Here is a 17,039-nt window from a genome sequence, read left to right on the forward strand (position 1 = left end):
GACTTCGAGGTCTCCGAGACCGAACGCCGCAGCGCGGCGGCGGTGTGCCTGCTGGTCGACCTGTCGTACTCGATGGCCCTGCGCGGCACGTGGGCGCCGCCATCTACCGCACCGATCGATCGGGTGACCTGGCAGTCGTCGAACACGAAGGCAGCCTGGCCGTAGTCCCCCGTGGGCCATGAGTGCTCCGACGCCGATCGAGCGCGACTCAGGCTCATTGAGGCGGAAGGGGGCAGGAACCGGCACCGGTGGGTCGCACGAACCGATCAGGAACTGGCCACCGGAGCCGTGGTCGAGGTATGAGCAGGTCACGGGCTGGTGACGTCTCACGCCTGGTGACGAGCCGGTCTTCCGGACGGGGGTGACGGTGGGGCTCGGGCCGGTGCCTCTTCACGCTCGATGTCCGAGCCGATCTCCTGGACGGGGATACCAGCGGTTCTTGGGGCGGTGACCGTTCGCGCCTGGCGGCGAGCCGATCTTCCGGACGGGGATGTCAGCGGGGCGAGGGCGGTGTCTCTTCATGCCCAGTGAGGCTCTCTGGACCGGTCGGAGGAGCCCGGGACAGTAAGGGCTCCCCGCCGACGTGGGTCGCTCGGACGGCTGTCGGGTGTTCTGTCGCATCAGAAGGCCGGCCCCGAAGATCCTCTGTGCGGTTGATGCAACGTTCCTGCCGAGAGATCGGCTTGCCGCCGGCCTGGAGAGTCACCGGCGGCCCGCTCCCCAACCTCTCGGCAGTGTTGCGCTGCTTGCAGAGGTCAGGGGCAGGTGTGACCGTCAGCCGCCGTGAAAAACGCGGCGCTCTGCGGCGGCCGCTTTTGGGAGGCCAGGGCCACTGGCGTCCTGCCAGGGCCACTGACGTCCCGCCAGGGCCACTGACGTCCCGCCAGGGCCACTGACGTCCGGCCAGTGGCTCTGGCTTTCGGGAGGCCATGGCCACTGAAGGTCGGGGTCGGCGGTGGTGGCACGGGCGGGCCTCGCGGCGCGGCGGTCCACGGCCGGTCGGGCGTGGGGCCGTTCGAGGGTGCTCGGATGGGATTGAGGGGTGCGGGCAGGGCGTCGCGAGTCGGCCTGCTGAGCCGAAAGCGGGGGCAGATTCACTTGGCATCGTTCATGTGCGGCATGCTACTGTCCTCTTATCATTCAGCTCATGAACGATTTTGGGAGAGAATAGTGATCGATCCCCGTACCGTGCAGATCGTTTTCGCGGACCTGCAGGACAGCATCGTCGCCCTGAGCAGCACGAACAGCCCCGACGTCATCAGGCGGTCGGCTGGCGTGCTCGGCACGGTCGCGCAGGCGCTGGACATCCCCTTCACTGTGTCGGTCGCCCCCAGGCCAGGTGGGCCTGGTGTCATCGCCGAACTTCCCGAGGCGTCCCCCTTCGTGCGCGGCGGACCGTGCTGCTGGGACGACCAGGCATGGCGCGAGGCGATCGCCACGGAGGGCCGCAAAACGCTGGTCGTCTGTGGTGTGACCTCGGAGATCGTCGTCCTGCACACCGCGCTCGACGGCCTGGCTGACGGCTATGACGTGATCGTGCTGGTTGACGCGAGCGGCGGCATGTCGGAGCGCACGGAGAGCGCGGCCTTCCGCCAGATCGAAGCGGCGGGTGGCACGGTGACGTCCGTGGCGAGCTTCGTCACGAGCATGGTGCGTGACTTCACCACCCCCGTCGGCCGCGGCGTCATCACCGCCCTGCACGGCCTGTCGGGCTAGCGATCACGGCCGCGCCCCTCGCCCTCAGTCCGCGTCCCTCGCCTCCGAGTGCGGCCCCGCTGTCAGGCCGCGGTTCTCGCCGTCAGGCTGCGGCCTTCGCCGTCAGGCCGCGGGCCGAGGGCCGCGCCGTCAGACTCCATCCTCAGTCCAGACCCCCGGGAGAAGTTCCATGAAACTGGCGCCTCATCTGCACCGCCTCGGCAATGACGTCGTGGCGTGCTATCTCGTCGACACCGGCGAGGGCATCACCCTGATCGACGCGGGACTGCCCGGCCACTGGCGGGATCTGCAGCGCGAACTCCGTTCCATCGGCAAGTCGTCCTGACCCGCGGCGACTCCGACCACCTCGGTTTCGCCGATCGCCTGCGCAGCGAACACCGGCACGCCGTCCTCGCGCGGACGGCGAACGGATGGTGGACGCCGGCAGGGCGCGCTCAGGCGGCCTGGTCGGGAATCGCGACGGCGTCAACCTCGAACAGCATGTCGGGCAGGGCGGGCGCGGCCACTCCCACGAGCGTCTGAGTGGCGGCAGGTCCCCCAGATGTCATGGACGGCCTTGAGAAGGATCTCCAGCCTGTCCTTGTCGTGGTCGACGATCTAGGTGCGGATCTGCACCACGTGGCTGTCGGCGAGGCCGACCGCGGCGAGCGCCTTGCCCAGGTTCGCGAACGACTGCCTGACCTGCTCGGCGAAGTCCTCGGAGACGACGTGGCCCTCGCGGTCGGAGGCGTACTGCCCGGCGACCAAGACGGTCTCTCCGGAGGCGCGGGCGATGTGGCTGTAGCCGTCTCCGGGCGGGTTGTGCAGAGTCTCGGGATGGATGATGGCGTGTGACATTTGTCCGATCCCCTTTCGGCTGGAAGAGCGTCCGCGTACAGGCGGACGGCGCGTCGCGCTACTTCGAGATCGCCTCGCGGACGGACGGCACGATCTCTCGGGCCCAGCGGGCCAGCGTGGTGAGGTCGGTGGCGCCGTGGCCGGCGGAGAAGAGGACGAAACCCGAGGCGTCGTGCTCCAGCACCGCTTCGGTCAGCTCCTCGACCCACTGCCCGACCGAGCCGCCGATCCAGCGTCCGTCGTGGTCGCGGGTGGCGGGCAGCGGGCGGTCGGTGATGCGGCCCGGGAAGTTGTAGATCGTACGGATCTCGCGTGGGTCGCGGCCCACCGCGGCGGCCGCCTCGTCGATGATGGGCCGTGAGGCGCGATACCGCTCGCTGCGCCAGTCGGCCGCGTGGCCGGGGATCCAGCCGTCGGCCACCCTGCCCGTGGCGGCGAGGGATTTGGGCCCGTTCGACCCGGTCCATACCGGGGGCGCGGCCACGGGGGCGGGCTCGATCCCGTGCACCCGGTAGTGGCGTCCCTCGTGGGTGACCGGCGCGCCGCCGCCCGACAGCTTCCGGATCAGGACGATCGCCTCCTCGAAGGCGTCCACGGCGTCGCCGGGGGTCTGCCGGGGCACGCCCATGTCGGCGATGCGGTCCCACAGCCCGCCCGCGCCCATGCCGAGCACGACGCGGCCGTTCGACAGCGCCGACAACGACGTCACCGTCCTGGCCAGCATGGGGGCGGGTCTGGTCGGCAGGTTGGTGACATTGGCCAGACCGGCGATGTGCCGCGTGCCGCCCAGCAGGAAGCCGATCGTGGCGTAGGCGTCCAGGCGCTCGCCGAGATAGGGATGGTCGGACAGCGAGAAGAGATCGAGCCCGTCCCGGTCGGCCTGCTGAACCATGCGCAACAGCTCGGGCAGGTCCTCGAAACCGGAATGCGCGCCGAAACCGAACACCACATCAGATGCAGACACAGTATTGCCTTTCATACGTCACACGGAGAAAAAGAAGAGGTCACCAGGCGTACGCTTCTGGTGCGGGTTCGGAGCCGTGGGGCCAGGTGGCGGGAACAACTCGTCCAGCCTGGCCAGAGTGCTTGCGGTACTGTCGCGCCTGCCGTCCCCCTGGCGAACCGGCGGCCGATGATCTGCTCGGTGCGGCCGTCGGCATGGACGTCGGAGGTGTCGAAGAAGTCGACGCCGTGCTCCTGGGCGCGATCCGTGATCGCGTGACTGTCTGGTTCGGACGTCTCCGCCCCGGAAATCATCGTGCCCAGAGCCAACCGCGACACCGACAGACCGGCTGCTCGGCGAAGCGGTTGCCGGACAGGCCCTCGCGCATCGCGGTTTTGGCGCCCGACGTCCGGGGGAACGCCGAGCCGCCGCGGCCCCCGACGATCATCACAACCCGTAAGACACGTCATCATGACTCCGGCCAAATGTAGTTCGTGTCCCGAACTATAGCCGTTCGTAACACGAACTGCAACGGTCGAGTACCAGGTTGTCGGTGCCGCATGGCATGCTGCCTGACATGGCGGGAACCGATCCAGCACTAGTCACCCTGGTCCTCGGCGACGAGGAGCTGCTTGCCGAGCGGGCGGTGGGCGCGGTCGTCGCGGCGGCGCGGGCCGGCGATCCCGGGGCCGAGGTGCATGATCTCGTCGGCGGAAAGGTCGCCACCGGCGAGCTGACCCAGCTGACCTCGCCCTCGCTCTTCGGCGACCGCTCGGTGGTCGTCATCCGCTCGGCGCAAGACCTGCCGAAGGACGTCATCACCGAGGTGGTGTCGTACGCGAAGCAGCCCTCCGACGACACGGTTCTCGTGCTGGCGCACCCGGGTGGGGTGAAGGGGAAGGCGCTGGTCGACGGGGTGAAGAAGGCCGGGGCCCAGGTGGTGACGATCAACAAGGTCACCAAGCCCGGCGAGCGGCTGGAGTTCATCAAGGGAGAGGTCAAGCGGGCCGGGCGGAACATCGTGGGTGACGCGGCCCAGGCGTTGCTCGACGCGGTGGGCAACGACCTGCGGGAGCTGGCGGCGGCGTGCAGCCAGCTCGCGTTCGACACCGAGGACAAGACGATCAGCGCGGCGGCCGTGGCGCGCTATCACAAGGGCCGGGCCGAGGTCACCGGCTTCAACGTGGCCGACTCGGCGATCGAGGGGCGCCTGGCCGAGGCCCTGGAGCAGTTGCGCTGGGCTCTGAGCACCGGCGTCGCGCCGGTGCTGCTGGTGAGTGCGCTGGCCGGCGGGCTGAGAGCGCTGGCCAAGGTGGGGAGCGCCCCGCGCAACCTGCGCGGGGGGCAGCTCGCCGCCCATGTGGGGATGCCGCCCTGGAAGGTCGACCGGGTCAAGCGCCAGCTGAACGGCTGGGGGCCGGAGGGGCTGTCCCGGGCGATCCAGGCGGTGGCCACTGCGGACGAGCAGGTCAAGGGCGGCGGCGCGGACACGGCCTACGCCCTGGAGCATGCCGTGCAGGTGATCGTCGCCAGCCGTACGGGCCGGTAGCGAACACCCGCGCGGCGGCAGCGCTCCTCAGGCTGGGCGTAGGGCGCGGAAGAACGTGGTGATGTCGGTCGCCAGCTGTGCCGGTTCCTCCAGGGCCATGAAGTGGCCGCCCCGGGCCGGGGTGTTCCAGTGGCGCAGGTCGGTCAGGGCGCGTTCGGCGAAGCTGCGGGGGAGGCTCGCCACGGAGGGCTCGTGGCTGAGGGTGACGGCGGACGGCACGGTGATCGGCGGCCGGGGCGGGTTGTTCGGCCAGTCGTAGTACGACTTGAACGAGGTGCCGATCGAGCCGGTGGCCCAGTAGAGGGTCAGCATGGTGAGCAGGGTGTCGCGGTCGAACCGGGACTCCAGGTCACCGTGGCAGTCGCTCCAGGCGCGCAGCTTGTCCACGATCCACGCGGCCAGTCCGGCCGGTGAGTCGAGCAGGGCGGCGGCGATCGTGTCCGGACGGGTCAGCATGATCTCGCTGTAGCCGCCGTCGCGTTCGTCGTAGGCCGCCTCGGCGTCCAGGAAGGCCTGTTCGTCGGGGGTCAGCGGCGGGACGTCCAGGGACGCGGGGGCGGGCGGGTGGATGAGGTGGATTCCGGTCACCTGGTCCGGATAGAGGGCGCCGAGCCAGCCGACGGCCGCGCCGCCGATGTCGCCGCCGAAGGCCCCGTAGCGTTCGTGGCCCAGGACCTCGGTCATCAGCAGGTGCAGCATGCGGGCCATCGCGGGCCGGGTGAGGGGCTCGTCCGGCAGGTCGGAGTAGAGGAAACCGGGCATCGACGGGATCACGACGTCGAAGGAGTCGCCGGGGTCGCCGCCGTGCCGGGCGGGGTCGGCCAGGCGGGCCGCCAGGGGAAGCATCTCCATGAAGCTGCTGGGCCAGCCGTGGCAGAGCAGGATGGGCAGCGGCGCGCGGCCGGTGCCGGGGATGCGGACGAAGTGGAGGTCTCGTCCCTGGACGGGGGCTTTGCAGTGGTCCAGCTCGTTGAGACGGGCTTCCTGGGCGCGGAAGTCGAAGCCGTCGGCCCAGTACGTCACCAGTTCCCGCAGGTAGGCGGGGTCGGTTCCGCCTTCCCAGGGGCGGTGGTCCAGCGAGCGGGTGAACCTGGCGTTGCGGAGACGGGTGCGCAGGTCGTCGAGTACGTCGTCGGGAACCTCTATGCGGAACGGCGTCACGGCCATGTGGTCTCCGAGGTCGGAAGTTTCATCCCAGCATGGGTATCACCGGACGCCTGCCCGCCTCAATGCAATTGATTGGGGTTCGTCTCCACGTAGAGCAGGAGCTGTTTGAGCAGGTTGTCCAGGGTGTCCTGGTCGTCGGGGGAGAGGGCGTTCACCATGGCCGCCTCCAGCACGGCCAGGACGGCCATGGCCTCCATCCAGAGGTCGTGCCCCTTGGGCGTGAGCTCGATGTCCACGCGACGGCGGTCCTCGGTGCTGCGGACGCGGCGCACCAGACCGGCCTTCTCCAGCGTGTCGAGACGGCCCGTCATGCCGGCGGGGGAGAGCAGCAGCTCGGCGGCCAGCTCGGTCGGGGTGGCGGTGCCGTTGTGGGCGGCGAGCCTGTGGAGCGTCTGGAACTCGAAGTCCTGGACGCCGGTCTGGGCCAGCGCGGCCGCCTTGGCGTGGCCGAGGTGCTTCACCAGCGACTGCATGCGGGTCACGATGCCCTCCACCCGCTCGTCGAAGGGCGCCTTGCCGCGCCAGCGGGCCAGATGACGATCGACGGAATCCTCCACGGCACAGGATCATACGCCAACAAGTAATTTGTTGACGAATCGTTCGCTGACGAAATACCTTCCTGGTCATGTCGTTTTCGTTGTTCGCCGGGCCCAGGAACCGGCTGCTGGCCGGACGCTGCATGTCCGCGCTGGCCACAGCCATGATCCCCACCACGCTGACCCTGGCCGTGCTGCGCGCCACGGGGTCGGGGGAGGCGCTGGGGCTGGTGCTGGCCTGCGAGATGGTGCCGTTGTTGTTGCTGCTGCCGGTCGGCGGCGTGCTGGCCGACCGGGTCCGGCCCGGACGGGTCGTGCTGCTCGCCGACCTCACGCGATGTCTGGCCCAGGGGCTCATGGCGGTCGAGCTGCTGGCCGGGGTGGCTCGGATTCCCGACCTCGCCGTGTTGTCGGCGGTCTCGGGGGCGGCGATCGCGTTCGGGAGTCCGGCCGTGCCGCGGCTGGTGGTGGCGGTGGTGCCGGGGCCGGACCGGTTGCGGGTGAACGCCCGGATCGGCGTGGTGACCAGCGTGTCGGCCGTCCTGGGGCCGGCGCTCGCGGGGACGCTCACGCTGGCCGCCGGGCCCGGGTGGGCCGCTGGGGGCACGGCGATGTTGTTCGCGTGCTCGGCGCTGACGCTCGGCGGGGTCCGTACGGCTGCCGGGGGCGCGGGGCGCGAGAAGGTCGCGGAGGAGCGGAATGCGGTCCCCGGCGGGGAGGCCGGTCGGCGGTGGGGGGTCGGGTTCGGGCGGGAGCTGGCCGAAGGGTTCGGGGAGGTCAGGAGGCGACCGTGGTTCCTGGCCTGTGTGCTGTCGCACGGCGTGTGGCACTTCATGGCCGGGGTGTTCCTCACCCTGGGGCCGGTGGCGGCCGTGCAGCGGCTGGGAGGCGAGGCCGGTTGGATGATCATCGTGCAGAGCGGCACGGTCGGGCTGCTGGCGGGGGTGCTGGTCGCGCCGCGGTTGCCGGTGCGCAGGCCGCTGGTCGCCGTTCAGGTGGGGGCCGCGCTCTATCTGCTGCCGATGGTGGCGTTGCCGGTGGCGGTGGGGTTCGGGCTGTCGGCCGTGGTGGTCGCGGTGGCGTACTTCGTGGCCATGGTGGGGCTCGGGGTGCTCAGCCCGTTGTGGGAGACGGTGGTGGCCGAGGAGATCCCGGAGGGGGCGTTGGGCCGGGTGCGTTCGTTCGACCAGCTCATCTCGTTCGCGGCGCGGCCGGTGGGGCTGGCCGTCGCGGCGCCGCTGGCGGGCGTGACCGGGATGGGGGTGCTGATGGTCACCGGTGGGGTGGTGGTCGCCGTCGCCAACCTCGCCGCCGTGGCGCGCTCGCCCAGGCCCGCGCCCGCTCCGCCCGTCGGTGAGCGGGCGGAGCGCGCAGAGGAGGAGCGGGTCAGGTGAGGGAGGGTTCCCGGACGACGCCGTCGCTGATCTCCAACACCCGGTCCGCCAGCGTGATCAGGTTGGGATCGTGCGTGGCGACCAGCGCCGTCACCCCCTCGCTGCGCACCAGCGCGCGCAACAGCTCCATGATCTGCCGCCCGGTCTGCGAGTCGAGCTGCCCCGTCGGCTCGTCGGCCACCAGCAGCTTGGGCCGGTTGCCCAGGGAGCGGGCGATCGCCACCCGCTGCCGCTGACCGCCCGACAGCTCGTACGGCCGCTGGTTCATGTGCTTGTCCAGCCCCACCAGCGCCAGCAGCAGCCGGACCCGCTCCTCCCGCTCGGCGGACGGCACGCGGGCCAGCCGCATCGGCACCCCCACGTTCTCGGCCGCCGACAGCACGGGGATCAGCCCGAACGACTGGAACACGAAGCCCACCACGTCCCGGCGCAGCGCCAGCAGGGCGTCCTCGGACATGGACGTGACCTCGTGCCCGGCCACGACGACCCGTCCGGCGTCCGGACGGTCCAGGCCGCCGATCTGGTTGAGCAGCGTGGTCTTGCCCGACCCCGAACGCCCGCGGACCGCCACCAGCTCGCCGGGGAACACCTCGAAGGACACCTCGCGCAGCGCGACGACCTCCTTGGGCCCGCTCCGGTAGACCTTGCGGACCCCCTCCACCACGACCAGGGGCTCATTGCTCATGGGAGGGCTCCTCTCGGGCGGGCCAGACGCCGATGTGGTCGGATTCGAGTTCGAGGCGCACCCGGCGTTCCATGTCCAGGGCGTTCATGAAGTCGCGGGGGAGCTGCAGGCGGCCCACCCGGTCCAGCACGGCGTACTCCTCGGCGACGATCTGCCCCTCGGCGCCCTCGCGCCGCAGCGTCTCGCTGCTGGTACGTCCGTCGCGGATGCCCACGGTGCGGTCCACCTGCTCCGACACCAGCGGGTCGTGGGTCACGATGACCACGGTCACGCCGAGCTCCCGGTTCGCCTTGCGCAGGGAGTCGAAGACCTGCTCGGACGTCTCGCTGTCCAGCTCGCCGGTGGGCTCGTCGGCCAGGATGAGCTGCGGCTCGTTGGCCAGGGCGACGGCGATGGCGACCCGCTGCTGCTCGCCGCCCGACATCTCGGGCGTGCGGCGGTCGGCGCAGTAGCCGACGCCGAGGAGCTCCAGCAGCTCGCCGGCGCGGGCGCGGCGCGCCCGGCCGCCGCCGGCCAGCTTCATGGGCAGCTCGACGTTCTCCCTGGCGGTCAGGTACGGCAGCAGGTTGCGCGCGGTCTGCTGCCAGATGAAGCCCACCACGGACCGCCGGTAGCGCAGCCGGTCCTTGGCGGTCATCGCCAGCAGGTCGGTGCCCGCGACCCTGGCCACCCCCGCGGTCGGCACGTCGAGCCCCGACAGCACGTTGAGCAGCGTGGACTTGCCCGATCCGGACGCGCCGACGATGGCCACCAGCTCGCCCTTGTCGATCACCAGGTCGAGGCCCTGCAGGGCGACGACCTCGACGCCCTCGGTCTTGTAGATGCGCACCAGGTTGTCGCAGACAATGTGCGCGTCGGCGCCGAACGCGGTCTTCTCCCGCGTGGCCTTGGCTTCCAGCTCTGACAGGGTCGGGTTCATGTGAGGTCCCCCACTCGAAGGACGGCGCCGAGGCTGCGACGGCGGCTGATGGCGGTGTGCGTGTACGCGCCCAGCACGGCCACGACGGCCAGCCCGGCCGCCAGCGCGGTCGGCGTGATCAGGTCTAGGGAGTAGTCGCCGACGGGCAGGTCGCCGGCGTAGGAGGACAGGTCGACGCCGGGCCCGAGCGCCGCGGGCAGCCCGAGGCCGAGCAGCAGGCCGGCCAGGGCGGTCAGCAGGATCATCGGCATGATCTCCAGGACGGTGAGCCGCTGCGCCTGCCGGTCCGACAGGCCCAGCGTGCGCAGGAACGACAGCGCCCTGGCCCGGTCGGCCGCGCCGATCACCAGCGAGAGGATGACGGCGACCAGCGCGTACGCGGCCAGCGACACCGTGACCACGACCAGCGTGGTGCGCACGGTGCTGGTCAGCGGGTCGTCCTGGATGGCGGCCAGGGCCAGCGACTGGGACTCCACGGTGCTGAGCGGGACCAGCGGGCGCAGCTGGTCGAGCGCGGGGTTGCCGCGGATGAGCAGGGTGTTCACGGCGGGCCGCACGAGCGAGTTCATCGGCAGGATCATGAACTTGCCCTGGGTGTAGAAACCGGGCACGGAGGTGATCACACCGCCCTCGGGGACCTTGAGCCGCGACTGCCAGCCGATCTCGTACGTGCCCCGCCCCTTGAGATCGGGCGAGACGAAGGCGCCGCTCCCGGTGGGCACGCCGATCGGCGCCCCCGCCAGCAGCCGCCGCCACTCTGGCAGGTCCACGGCGATGGCCTCGGCGCGCTCGGCGCCGTACCCGACCTGGACCCGGCCGGTCTGCGCGAGCACGACCTGCTCGACGCCCGCGACCTTGCGCACCCGCTCGATCACGTCGGCCGGGATCTCGACCCGGGACGTGATCTTGACCGGCGCGCCCACCTGCTGCCAGGACGCCAGCCGCTGCGTGCTCACCAGCCCGTCGGAGATCACCGCGGCGAACACCGACACGCCGAGCGCGGGCAGCAGGATCAGCACCGGCAGCACCGACGCGGAGCGTGCCCTGGCCGCCCTGGTCAACCCCAGGAAGGGCACGGCACCTGGCCGCCGCGCGGTCAGCCGGACGAGCAGCCGCAACGGGTACGGGTAGCAGCGCAGGATGATCACCGCCGCGGCGAGCGTCAGCGCGATCGGCACCACCAGCAGGAACGGGTCGAACCCGACCGAGGCGGTCAGCCCGCGGGTGCGCAGCAGGTACGCCCCGGCCAGCGCGAGCACCACGACCAGCACCTCCAGCGTGAGCCGGCGGGCGGACGGGCGGGCGGTGCTGACGTCCGCGCGCTGCTCGTGCAGCGGCACCCGGTGGGTGACCGCCAGCCCGGCGGCGGTGAACCCGACGGCGGCCAGCACCACCAGCAGCGGCCCGACGTGCACGATCGGCAGCACGGGCCCGGGGACGAGCCAGGACAGCGCGTACCCGGCGAGCCCGGAGGGCACGACGGCGAGCGCGGTCAGCGCCGCGCCGGTGCCCGCCACCTGCGCCAGCGACCCGCCACGCGCCCGCGTCAGCGCCAGCGTCTGGTCGAGCCGGCCGGAGAGCAGCTGCACCGCCAGCACGATCACGCCGACCGCGACCAGCAGCAGCCCGCCGAGCACCAGGTACATCACGGTCTGCGCGGTGGACTGGGCGGCCAGGAAGTCCGTCAGCAGCTTGGCCAGCGCGGTCAGCACCCGGTACGGGCTGTACGAGCCCGACGCCTGCAACCCGATCACCCGCTCGAACTCGCTGAGTGCCGCCTGGACGTCGGTCGCGGCCAGCGCGTCGGCCTTGTCCGGGGCGATGGGGAGCACCCAGTAGTAGGACAGGTTGCGCCCGTCGCCGCTGAGCGCGGTCAGCCCGTCGTCGGACATGATCGTCGTGATGTGCTTCTCGAACTCCAGCTTGCCCGGCGGCAACATCCTGGTGACGGTCAGGATGTCGCTGTTGTGGCTCCAGTAACGGTCGTCGGCCTTCTTGGCCCTGAACGCGCCGACCAGCTTCACCGCCACGTAGTGGCTCTCGCCGAGCACCTTGACCTGGCCGATCTTCAGGTCCATCGCGGTCAGCGCGGATTCGACGAGGCCCACCTCGATCAGCGGGATCGTCTCGCCCTCGAAGCGCATGGTCGAGGGCTTGCCCGGCGCCTGGCCCTGGACCCAGTCCACCCGCCGGTCGGCGTCGGACAGCCAGCCGAGGTTCATGAACATGGTGCCGCCCGAGCCGTGGATCGGGGTGACCACGGTCTTGGCGCTCATGTGGCTGTCGCCCGTGCCGGCGGGCACCACCAGCGGCCGCAGCGCCGGAGGCAGGAGCTGGCGCCAGCGCCGGTCCCTGGACTCGAACTGGTCGCGCTCGTGCAGGTCCTCTTCCTTCGACATCGACCCGACGGTCACGGTCAGGTCGGCCTGCTCGGCGGGCGCGGTCCTGAGCGCCTCGCGCAGCGCCTGGTCGAACGACGACTGCATCGCCCTGGGCAGCCCCGCGACGAGCAGGCAGGCGCTCAGCGTCAGCACGAAGAGCACGGCCACCGCGCCCAGGTGCGTACGGGCCAGCAGCGGGATCCTCACTGTTCCTCCCGAATGCCGAGACCCTGCCTGCGCAGGTTGCGCGCCAGTCCGGCGACGATGGCGAGCAGCACGGCGGCCACTCCGGCGAGCATGGCGCCCGTGGCGCCCCACGGAATGTCGAGCACCACGCCGGGGGTGACCGCCGACGCCTGCCCGGTCAGCACGATGTGCGGCACCACGAGCATGCCCACGACCACGGCCAGCCCGGTCCCGGCCGCCAAAGACAGCGCGATCACGAACGTCTGCTCGATCGCCAGCATCCCGAACATCTGCCGGGAGTTCACGCCGAGCGCCCGCAGGATCGCGAACTCGTTCATCCGTTCGCGGGCCGCGACCGCCGCGTTGACCAGGAAGCCGAGTGCCGCGAACACCAGCGCCGCGAGGAAGCCCAGCATCAGCGCGCCCTGGAGGCCGCTGGCCAGCGGGTCGTCCTGCATCTTGGCGGCCAGGGCGCGCTGGTCGATCGCGGTGACGTCCCACGCGGGACGGCTGGTGAGCGCGGCCGCCGCCCGGCCGTCCGGGGTGGCGAGCCACCACTCGGTGGCGGGCCTGGGCAGTTGCGCCGCCGCCAGATCCTGCGCCTGCATCGTCCCCCAGTCGGCCAGTACGGCGTGTTGCCCGGCGGTCGTCGTCGGCATCGTCTCCACGACGGCCACGACCTTGACGTCCATGACCCTGCGGTCGATGCTGGCCCGTCCCACCTGGCCGACGCCCAGCTTGAGCGACTCGGACAGGCCGGCGGTGAGCACCACGGGCAGCGGCGCCTGGACGGGCGGCGACCCGAAGACGGCCGTCGCGGGCTGCCGCCCGGTCGCCTTCACCGACATGGCGGGCGCGGTCACCGGCCGCCCGTCGGCGCTGATCCCGGTCACCGTCAGGCTCCCGCTGCCGGAGGGCGGCGCGCTCACGACCAGCCCGCGCAACGACAGCGGGTACGTGATCTTCCCGCTCCGTCCCGCCAGCGCCGCGAGGTCCACGTCGAGGGTGTTCTCGCCCTTCTTCAGCACGCCCAGCGACACGTCGCGCCACACCCCGAGCGCGTCGGACAGGACCAGCCGCACCGGCAGGTCGTCGTCGGCCGTGGCGCGCAGGGTGAGCGCGGTCGGCTGTCCTGGCAGGTCGAGTTTGCCCGCCTGCGGTCCGGTCAGCGCCCGGGAGATCTCGGCGATGGGCCGGTCGGCCAGGTCGGGACGGAGCTGGAACAGCGTGCCGAGCTTGGCCGCGTCGATCCCGATGAGGATGGCGTTCTCGCTGCTGACCTCGGTCTGGCCGCGGAAGACGGGGGAGGCGGCGGTCACGCCGGGCAGGGCGGTGAACGCCGTGCCGCGGCCCAGCGGGCCGAGCTCCGGGGCGTCCGGCGGGCCGGACAGGCGCAGGTCGGCGCCGGCCTGGTGGCGGGCCTGGTCGAGCTGGGAGCCACGCCAGGTGGCGGCGGTGGCCATGGACACGATGCCGATGGCGATGGCCATGGTGAGCAGCAGCGCGGGGCCGGCGTACTTGAGCGGACGCCTGCTGACCTGCCACGCGCCGAGCGCCGGGGCGAGGGACGGGCGCCTGGAGGTGATCCGCTCGGCCACCGCGGAGATGCGCGGGACCAGCCGCAGGCCGAGCATGCCGCCGGTGAGCAGGGCCAGCGCGGGACCGGAGATGATCAGCGGGTCGATGCCGAGCCCGCCGCCCGCGGTCGTGGTGACCGGCGCGCCGTAGTGCTGGAGCTGCCAGATCGCGAGGCCGGCCACGACCAGCAGCGCGACGTCGGCGCCCGCGCGCTGGATCAGCCCGCGCCCGCCGCCGCGCCCGCGCGCCGACTGCTCCTCCACGTACGTGCGCCGCGCGCCCGCCAGCGCGGGCAGCACCAGCAGCACCGCGGAGGCCACGGCCACGGCCACCGACACCAGGAACGTGCCCAGGCCGACCGAGGGGTCGAGCCGCACGCCCGACGCCTTGATCCAGGGCAGCCGGCTCACCAGCCCGAGCAGCGGCGGCCCGAGCAACGGCGCGACGATCGCGCACGGGAGCGCGACCAGCATCGCCTCGCCTCCGGCCAGCGCGGCCAGCCGCAGCGTGCCCGCGCCGCGCGAGCGCAGCAGCGCCACCTCCATGCGCCGGTGGTCGGCCAGCAGCCGCGCGGTGAGCATCAGCGCGTACGCCGCCAGCAGCAGCAGTTGCAGCACCGGGATCAGCATGGTCGAGCGGGCGACCAGCGAGGCGGTGTCGAGCTGGGTGAGCATCTCGGGCAGGCGGCTGGTGGTCACGCAGCTCGGGCAGTCGCCGGCCTTCAGGTGCGCGCCCACCTCGCCGACCGCCGCGGCCAGCGGGCGCAGCTGGGCCGGCGTCAGCGAGCGCAGGTCGGGCTCGGCGGTCCAGGTGGCGTTCACGTTGGTGGCGAAGCGGCCGATGAACGTCTCGCGCGAGACCATCAGCGGCCCGTACGTGGTGAAGTCGCCGCGTTCGACGCCCCTGCTGAGCAGCGTCTCCCCGGTCCAGCGCTCGCCGAAGGGGTCGTCGAGCTGGAACACGCCGGTGATGCGCACCTGGACGGGCTCCGGCGACAACCGCCCCACGGTGGTCAGCTCCTGGCCGACCTTGAACCCGGCCGCCGAGGCCGCCGACAGCGAGACCGCCGCCTCCACCCGGCCGTCGGCGGCCTTGGGCCAGGCGCCGGAGACGAGCTTGGCGTGCTGGTCGAGGCCGTCGTAGCTGCCGAACCTGAGCAGCTCGGGCCGCTCCTGCTTTTCCTGGCCGGGCATGGCGTAGGAGTCGGAGCGGAAGCTCGTGGTGAGCGCCGGCGCCTTGGTGTACGCCTTGGCCAGCTCGGCGCGCACCGCACGGTCGTAGACGGGGAACGTCTTGTCCGTGACCGGCGCGCTGATCGTCGCGGACGTCTGGCGCAGGGAGGCGGTCTCCATCGTCCTGCGCACGCCGGCGTCGGCGATGGAGGAGGCGTACATGGTGAGCGCCACCAGCGTGGTGGTGGCGAGCAGGATCGAGCCGAACGCGGCCAGGAGGAGCAAAGGCTCGCTGAACGCCCGTTTGACGACCAACGGCCCCCGCATGTGTCCCCCTTCGTCCGTTTAGGTGAACCCTCACGGAGAGGGCGGACGGGAGGCAAGGTGATCTTGTTAAGGGATGCTCAGCCGATACCCCGCGGCGATGCCGATGTGATATCGAAACTGTGACAAGAAGTGCACAAAACCAAGAACGCCGCACCCCGGGAAGGAGTGCGGCGTCAGCGCTCGCCCGGGTGTCGCCGGGCGGCAGGAGCTTACTTGGCAGCCAGAGAGGCAGCCTGCTTGGCGATCGCCGACTTGCGGTTGGCGGCCTGGTTCTTGTGGATGACGCCCTTGCTGACGGCCTTGTCGAGCTGGCGGGCGGCGACGCGCTGCAGCGCCGCGGCCTGCTCGACGTCGCCCTGCTCGGCGGCCTCGCGGAACTTGCGGACGGCCGTCTTCAGAGAGGACTTGACCGCCTTGTTGCGCAGACGCGCCTTCTCGTTCTGCTTGTTGCGCTTGATCTGGGACTTGATGTTCGCCACGAAGAAGCCTCGGTGAAAGTCTAAGGATGGATGGGGCGCGCGGGCTCGATGAGAGGGCGCGCCACACGCAAGTGAACAGGGTACCAATAACCCAGGTGGCTGCTCAAATCAACGCACCGGGTGTTCTCAGTTTAGGCCAGCCAGCGGGTCATGTACTCCTTCCAGTCCTCTTCGGTGGCGGCGAAGTCGACGTACAGGGCCAGGCCGAAGCGTTCGCGGCGGCCATGGTCGGACAGGGCCAGCCGGGCGCCCTCGGCGGCCATGGCCACGCTCTCGGCGGCGTCCAGCCAGGGCAGGCCGTGGTCGTGGTAGGCGGGGGCGCCGACGAACAGGGACTTGCCCTCCGGGACGAGGTCGAGGGCGAGCGCGGCCTGCCTGGCCACGTAGCCGCCGTAGAGGGACTGGGCGGGCGTCCCCGAGTCGTACGTCATGATCGCGACCTGGTCCACCCGGTTCACGACCTCCTGGAAGTAGCCCTGCGACCAGTACTTGTCGTGGCCCAGGACGAGCCTGCCCGCCGGGCGCATGAGGGGATAGGGCTCGATCTGCGGGGTCGAGGTGGACAGCAGCTTCGTGTGCGTCCTCGTCCGGTCCAGCAGGTCGAGGAACTCCTTGTCGCCGTCGCCGATCGGCTCGAAGTTGTAGTGGACGCCGTCGTAGCCCGCCTTCATGACGGCGGCCACGCCGGCCAGGACGTTCGCCCGGGACCGGGCGTCGTCGAGGTCGAGGCCGTTCTTGACGGACTGGCCCAGCCAGGCGGAGACGCGGACGCCGGGCAGGTGCCGATGCATCCATGTCACGAAATCTGCGGCTTTGGGGTACTTGGCGGGATCAAGGCGGCCGTCCCACTCGAACGGGCCGGAATGGACGTACACGTCCTTGATTCCGGTGGTGCGCAGACGGACGGCGAGCTGTTCCACGTCCCGCTCCGTACGGCGGCCGTCGACCCAGGCGTGGCCGAGCCAGAGGGCGTCGTTGCCGGTGCTCTTCGCCCAGGCCGCCGGGGCACCGGTAAACTGGAGACGGAGCGCGACGGCGAGCAGGCCGGCCAGCGCCACCACGACGGCCAAGGCCAGCGCGACCAGGCGCAGGCCGCGGCGGACGACGGTCCGGATAATCATCTGGGCATGTCACCATGAAAGACGCTTGACCTCAACCCTGTCGAAACGG

Annotated in this window: 15 protein-coding genes; 4 read left to right on the forward strand and 11 right to left on the reverse strand. The window is 71.3% G+C overall.

From position 1 onward, the window contains the following. Nucleotides 1-1,098: 1,098 nt before the first annotated feature. Both ACWCSD_RS08590 and ACWCSD_RS08595 read left to right on the forward strand, forming a co-directional pair. On the forward strand, nt 1,099-1,716 hold the full coding sequence (locus ACWCSD_RS08590; RefSeq protein WP_449913717.1) for an isochorismatase family protein: 618 nt from the start codon (nt 1,099-1,101) through the stop codon (nt 1,714-1,716). A 169-nt stretch (nt 1,717-1,885) separates the two neighbouring features. Next, on the forward strand, nt 1,886-2,041 hold the full coding sequence (locus tag ACWCSD_RS08595) for a hypothetical protein (protein WP_449913718.1): 156 nt from the start codon (nt 1,886-1,888) through the stop codon (nt 2,039-2,041). Nucleotides 2,042-2,313: 272 nt separating this feature from the next. Here ACWCSD_RS08595 and ACWCSD_RS08600 read toward each other — a convergent pair whose 3' ends face one another. The 3 genes from ACWCSD_RS08600 to ACWCSD_RS08610 are packed head-to-tail and all read right to left on the reverse strand — an operon-like array spanning nt 2,314 to nt 3,969. Then, nucleotides 2,314-2,553: a RidA family protein gene (locus ACWCSD_RS08600; protein WP_397160701.1), complete on the reverse strand. Its 240-nt coding sequence runs from the start codon at nt 2,551-2,553 to the stop codon at nt 2,314-2,316. Between the two features lie 58 nt (nt 2,554-2,611). After that, complete coding sequence (locus tag ACWCSD_RS08605) at nt 2,612-3,517, reverse strand: LLM class flavin-dependent oxidoreductase (RefSeq protein ID WP_397160699.1); 906 nt, start codon at nt 3,515-3,517, stop codon at nt 2,612-2,614. 11 nt (nt 3,518-3,528) lie between these two features. Further along, a complete protein-coding gene (locus ACWCSD_RS08610) occupies nt 3,529-3,969 on the reverse strand; it encodes an aldo/keto reductase (protein ID WP_449913764.1) in 441 nt (146 codons plus the stop codon). 104 nt (nt 3,970-4,073) lie between these two features. Here ACWCSD_RS08610 and holA point away from each other — a divergent pair, with 104 nt between their 5' ends. Further along, the gene (gene holA / locus ACWCSD_RS08615; RefSeq protein WP_449913721.1) at nt 4,074-5,045 is read left to right on the forward strand and encodes a DNA polymerase III subunit delta; all 972 of its coding nucleotides are present in this window, start codon (nt 4,074-4,076) and stop codon (nt 5,043-5,045) included. Between the two features lie 27 nt (nt 5,046-5,072). Here the strand turns inward: holA and ACWCSD_RS08620 are convergent, their stop codons facing one another. Together ACWCSD_RS08620 and ACWCSD_RS08625 are read right to left on the reverse strand one after the other, a co-directional pair. Next, nucleotides 5,073-6,212: an epoxide hydrolase family protein gene (locus tag ACWCSD_RS08620; protein WP_449913722.1), complete on the reverse strand. Its 1,140-nt coding sequence runs from the start codon at nt 6,210-6,212 to the stop codon at nt 5,073-5,075. A 59-nt stretch (nt 6,213-6,271) separates the two neighbouring features. Then, a complete protein-coding gene (locus tag ACWCSD_RS08625) occupies nt 6,272-6,769 on the reverse strand; it encodes a MarR family winged helix-turn-helix transcriptional regulator (protein ID WP_449913724.1) in 498 nt (165 codons plus the stop codon). Between the two features lie 68 nt (nt 6,770-6,837). Between ACWCSD_RS08625 and ACWCSD_RS08630 the strand changes: the two genes are divergently transcribed. Then, nucleotides 6,838-8,142, forward strand: coding sequence for an MFS transporter (locus ACWCSD_RS08630; RefSeq protein WP_449913725.1), 1,305 nt, complete (start codon nt 6,838-6,840; stop codon nt 8,140-8,142). Here ACWCSD_RS08630 and ACWCSD_RS08635 read toward each other — a convergent pair. The 6 genes from ACWCSD_RS08635 to ACWCSD_RS08660 form a co-directional block, all read right to left on the reverse strand. Continuing rightward, nucleotides 8,135-8,827: an ABC transporter ATP-binding protein gene (locus ACWCSD_RS08635; RefSeq protein WP_358291996.1), complete on the reverse strand. Its 693-nt coding sequence runs from the start codon at nt 8,825-8,827 to the stop codon at nt 8,135-8,137. The two genes, ACWCSD_RS08630 and ACWCSD_RS08635, sit on opposite strands and share 8 nt — an antisense overlap. Further along, nucleotides 8,817-9,746 carry an ABC transporter ATP-binding protein gene (locus ACWCSD_RS08640; RefSeq protein WP_352352447.1) on the reverse strand — a complete coding sequence of 310 codons (930 nt, stop codon included), beginning with the start codon at nt 9,744-9,746 and terminating at the stop codon, nt 8,817-8,819. Before ACWCSD_RS08640 ends, ACWCSD_RS08635 begins: the two co-directional genes overlap by 11 nt. Beyond that, nucleotides 9,743-12,334 (reverse strand): FtsX-like permease family protein, encoded by a 2,592-nt coding sequence (locus ACWCSD_RS08645; RefSeq protein ID WP_449913728.1) that lies wholly within the window; start codon nt 12,332-12,334, stop codon nt 9,743-9,745. Before ACWCSD_RS08645 ends, ACWCSD_RS08640 begins: the two co-directional genes overlap by 4 nt. Then, the gene (locus tag ACWCSD_RS08650; protein ID WP_449913730.1) at nt 12,331-15,390 is read right to left on the reverse strand and encodes an ABC transporter permease; all 3,060 of its coding nucleotides are present in this window, start codon (nt 15,388-15,390) and stop codon (nt 12,331-12,333) included. Before ACWCSD_RS08650 ends, ACWCSD_RS08645 begins: the two co-directional genes overlap by 4 nt. A 209-nt stretch (nt 15,391-15,599) precedes the next feature. Continuing rightward, nucleotides 15,600-15,869: a 30S ribosomal protein S20 gene (rpsT, locus tag ACWCSD_RS08655; RefSeq protein ID WP_352352450.1), complete on the reverse strand. Its 270-nt coding sequence runs from the start codon at nt 15,867-15,869 to the stop codon at nt 15,600-15,602. A 131-nt stretch (nt 15,870-16,000) separates the two neighbouring features. Next, nucleotides 16,001-16,990: a hypothetical protein gene (locus ACWCSD_RS08660; RefSeq protein ID WP_449913732.1), complete on the reverse strand. Its 990-nt coding sequence runs from the start codon at nt 16,988-16,990 to the stop codon at nt 16,001-16,003. Nucleotides 16,991-17,039: the final 49 nt, after the last annotated feature.

The sequence above is a fragment of the Nonomuraea sp. NPDC001684 genome (assembly GCF_053596515.1).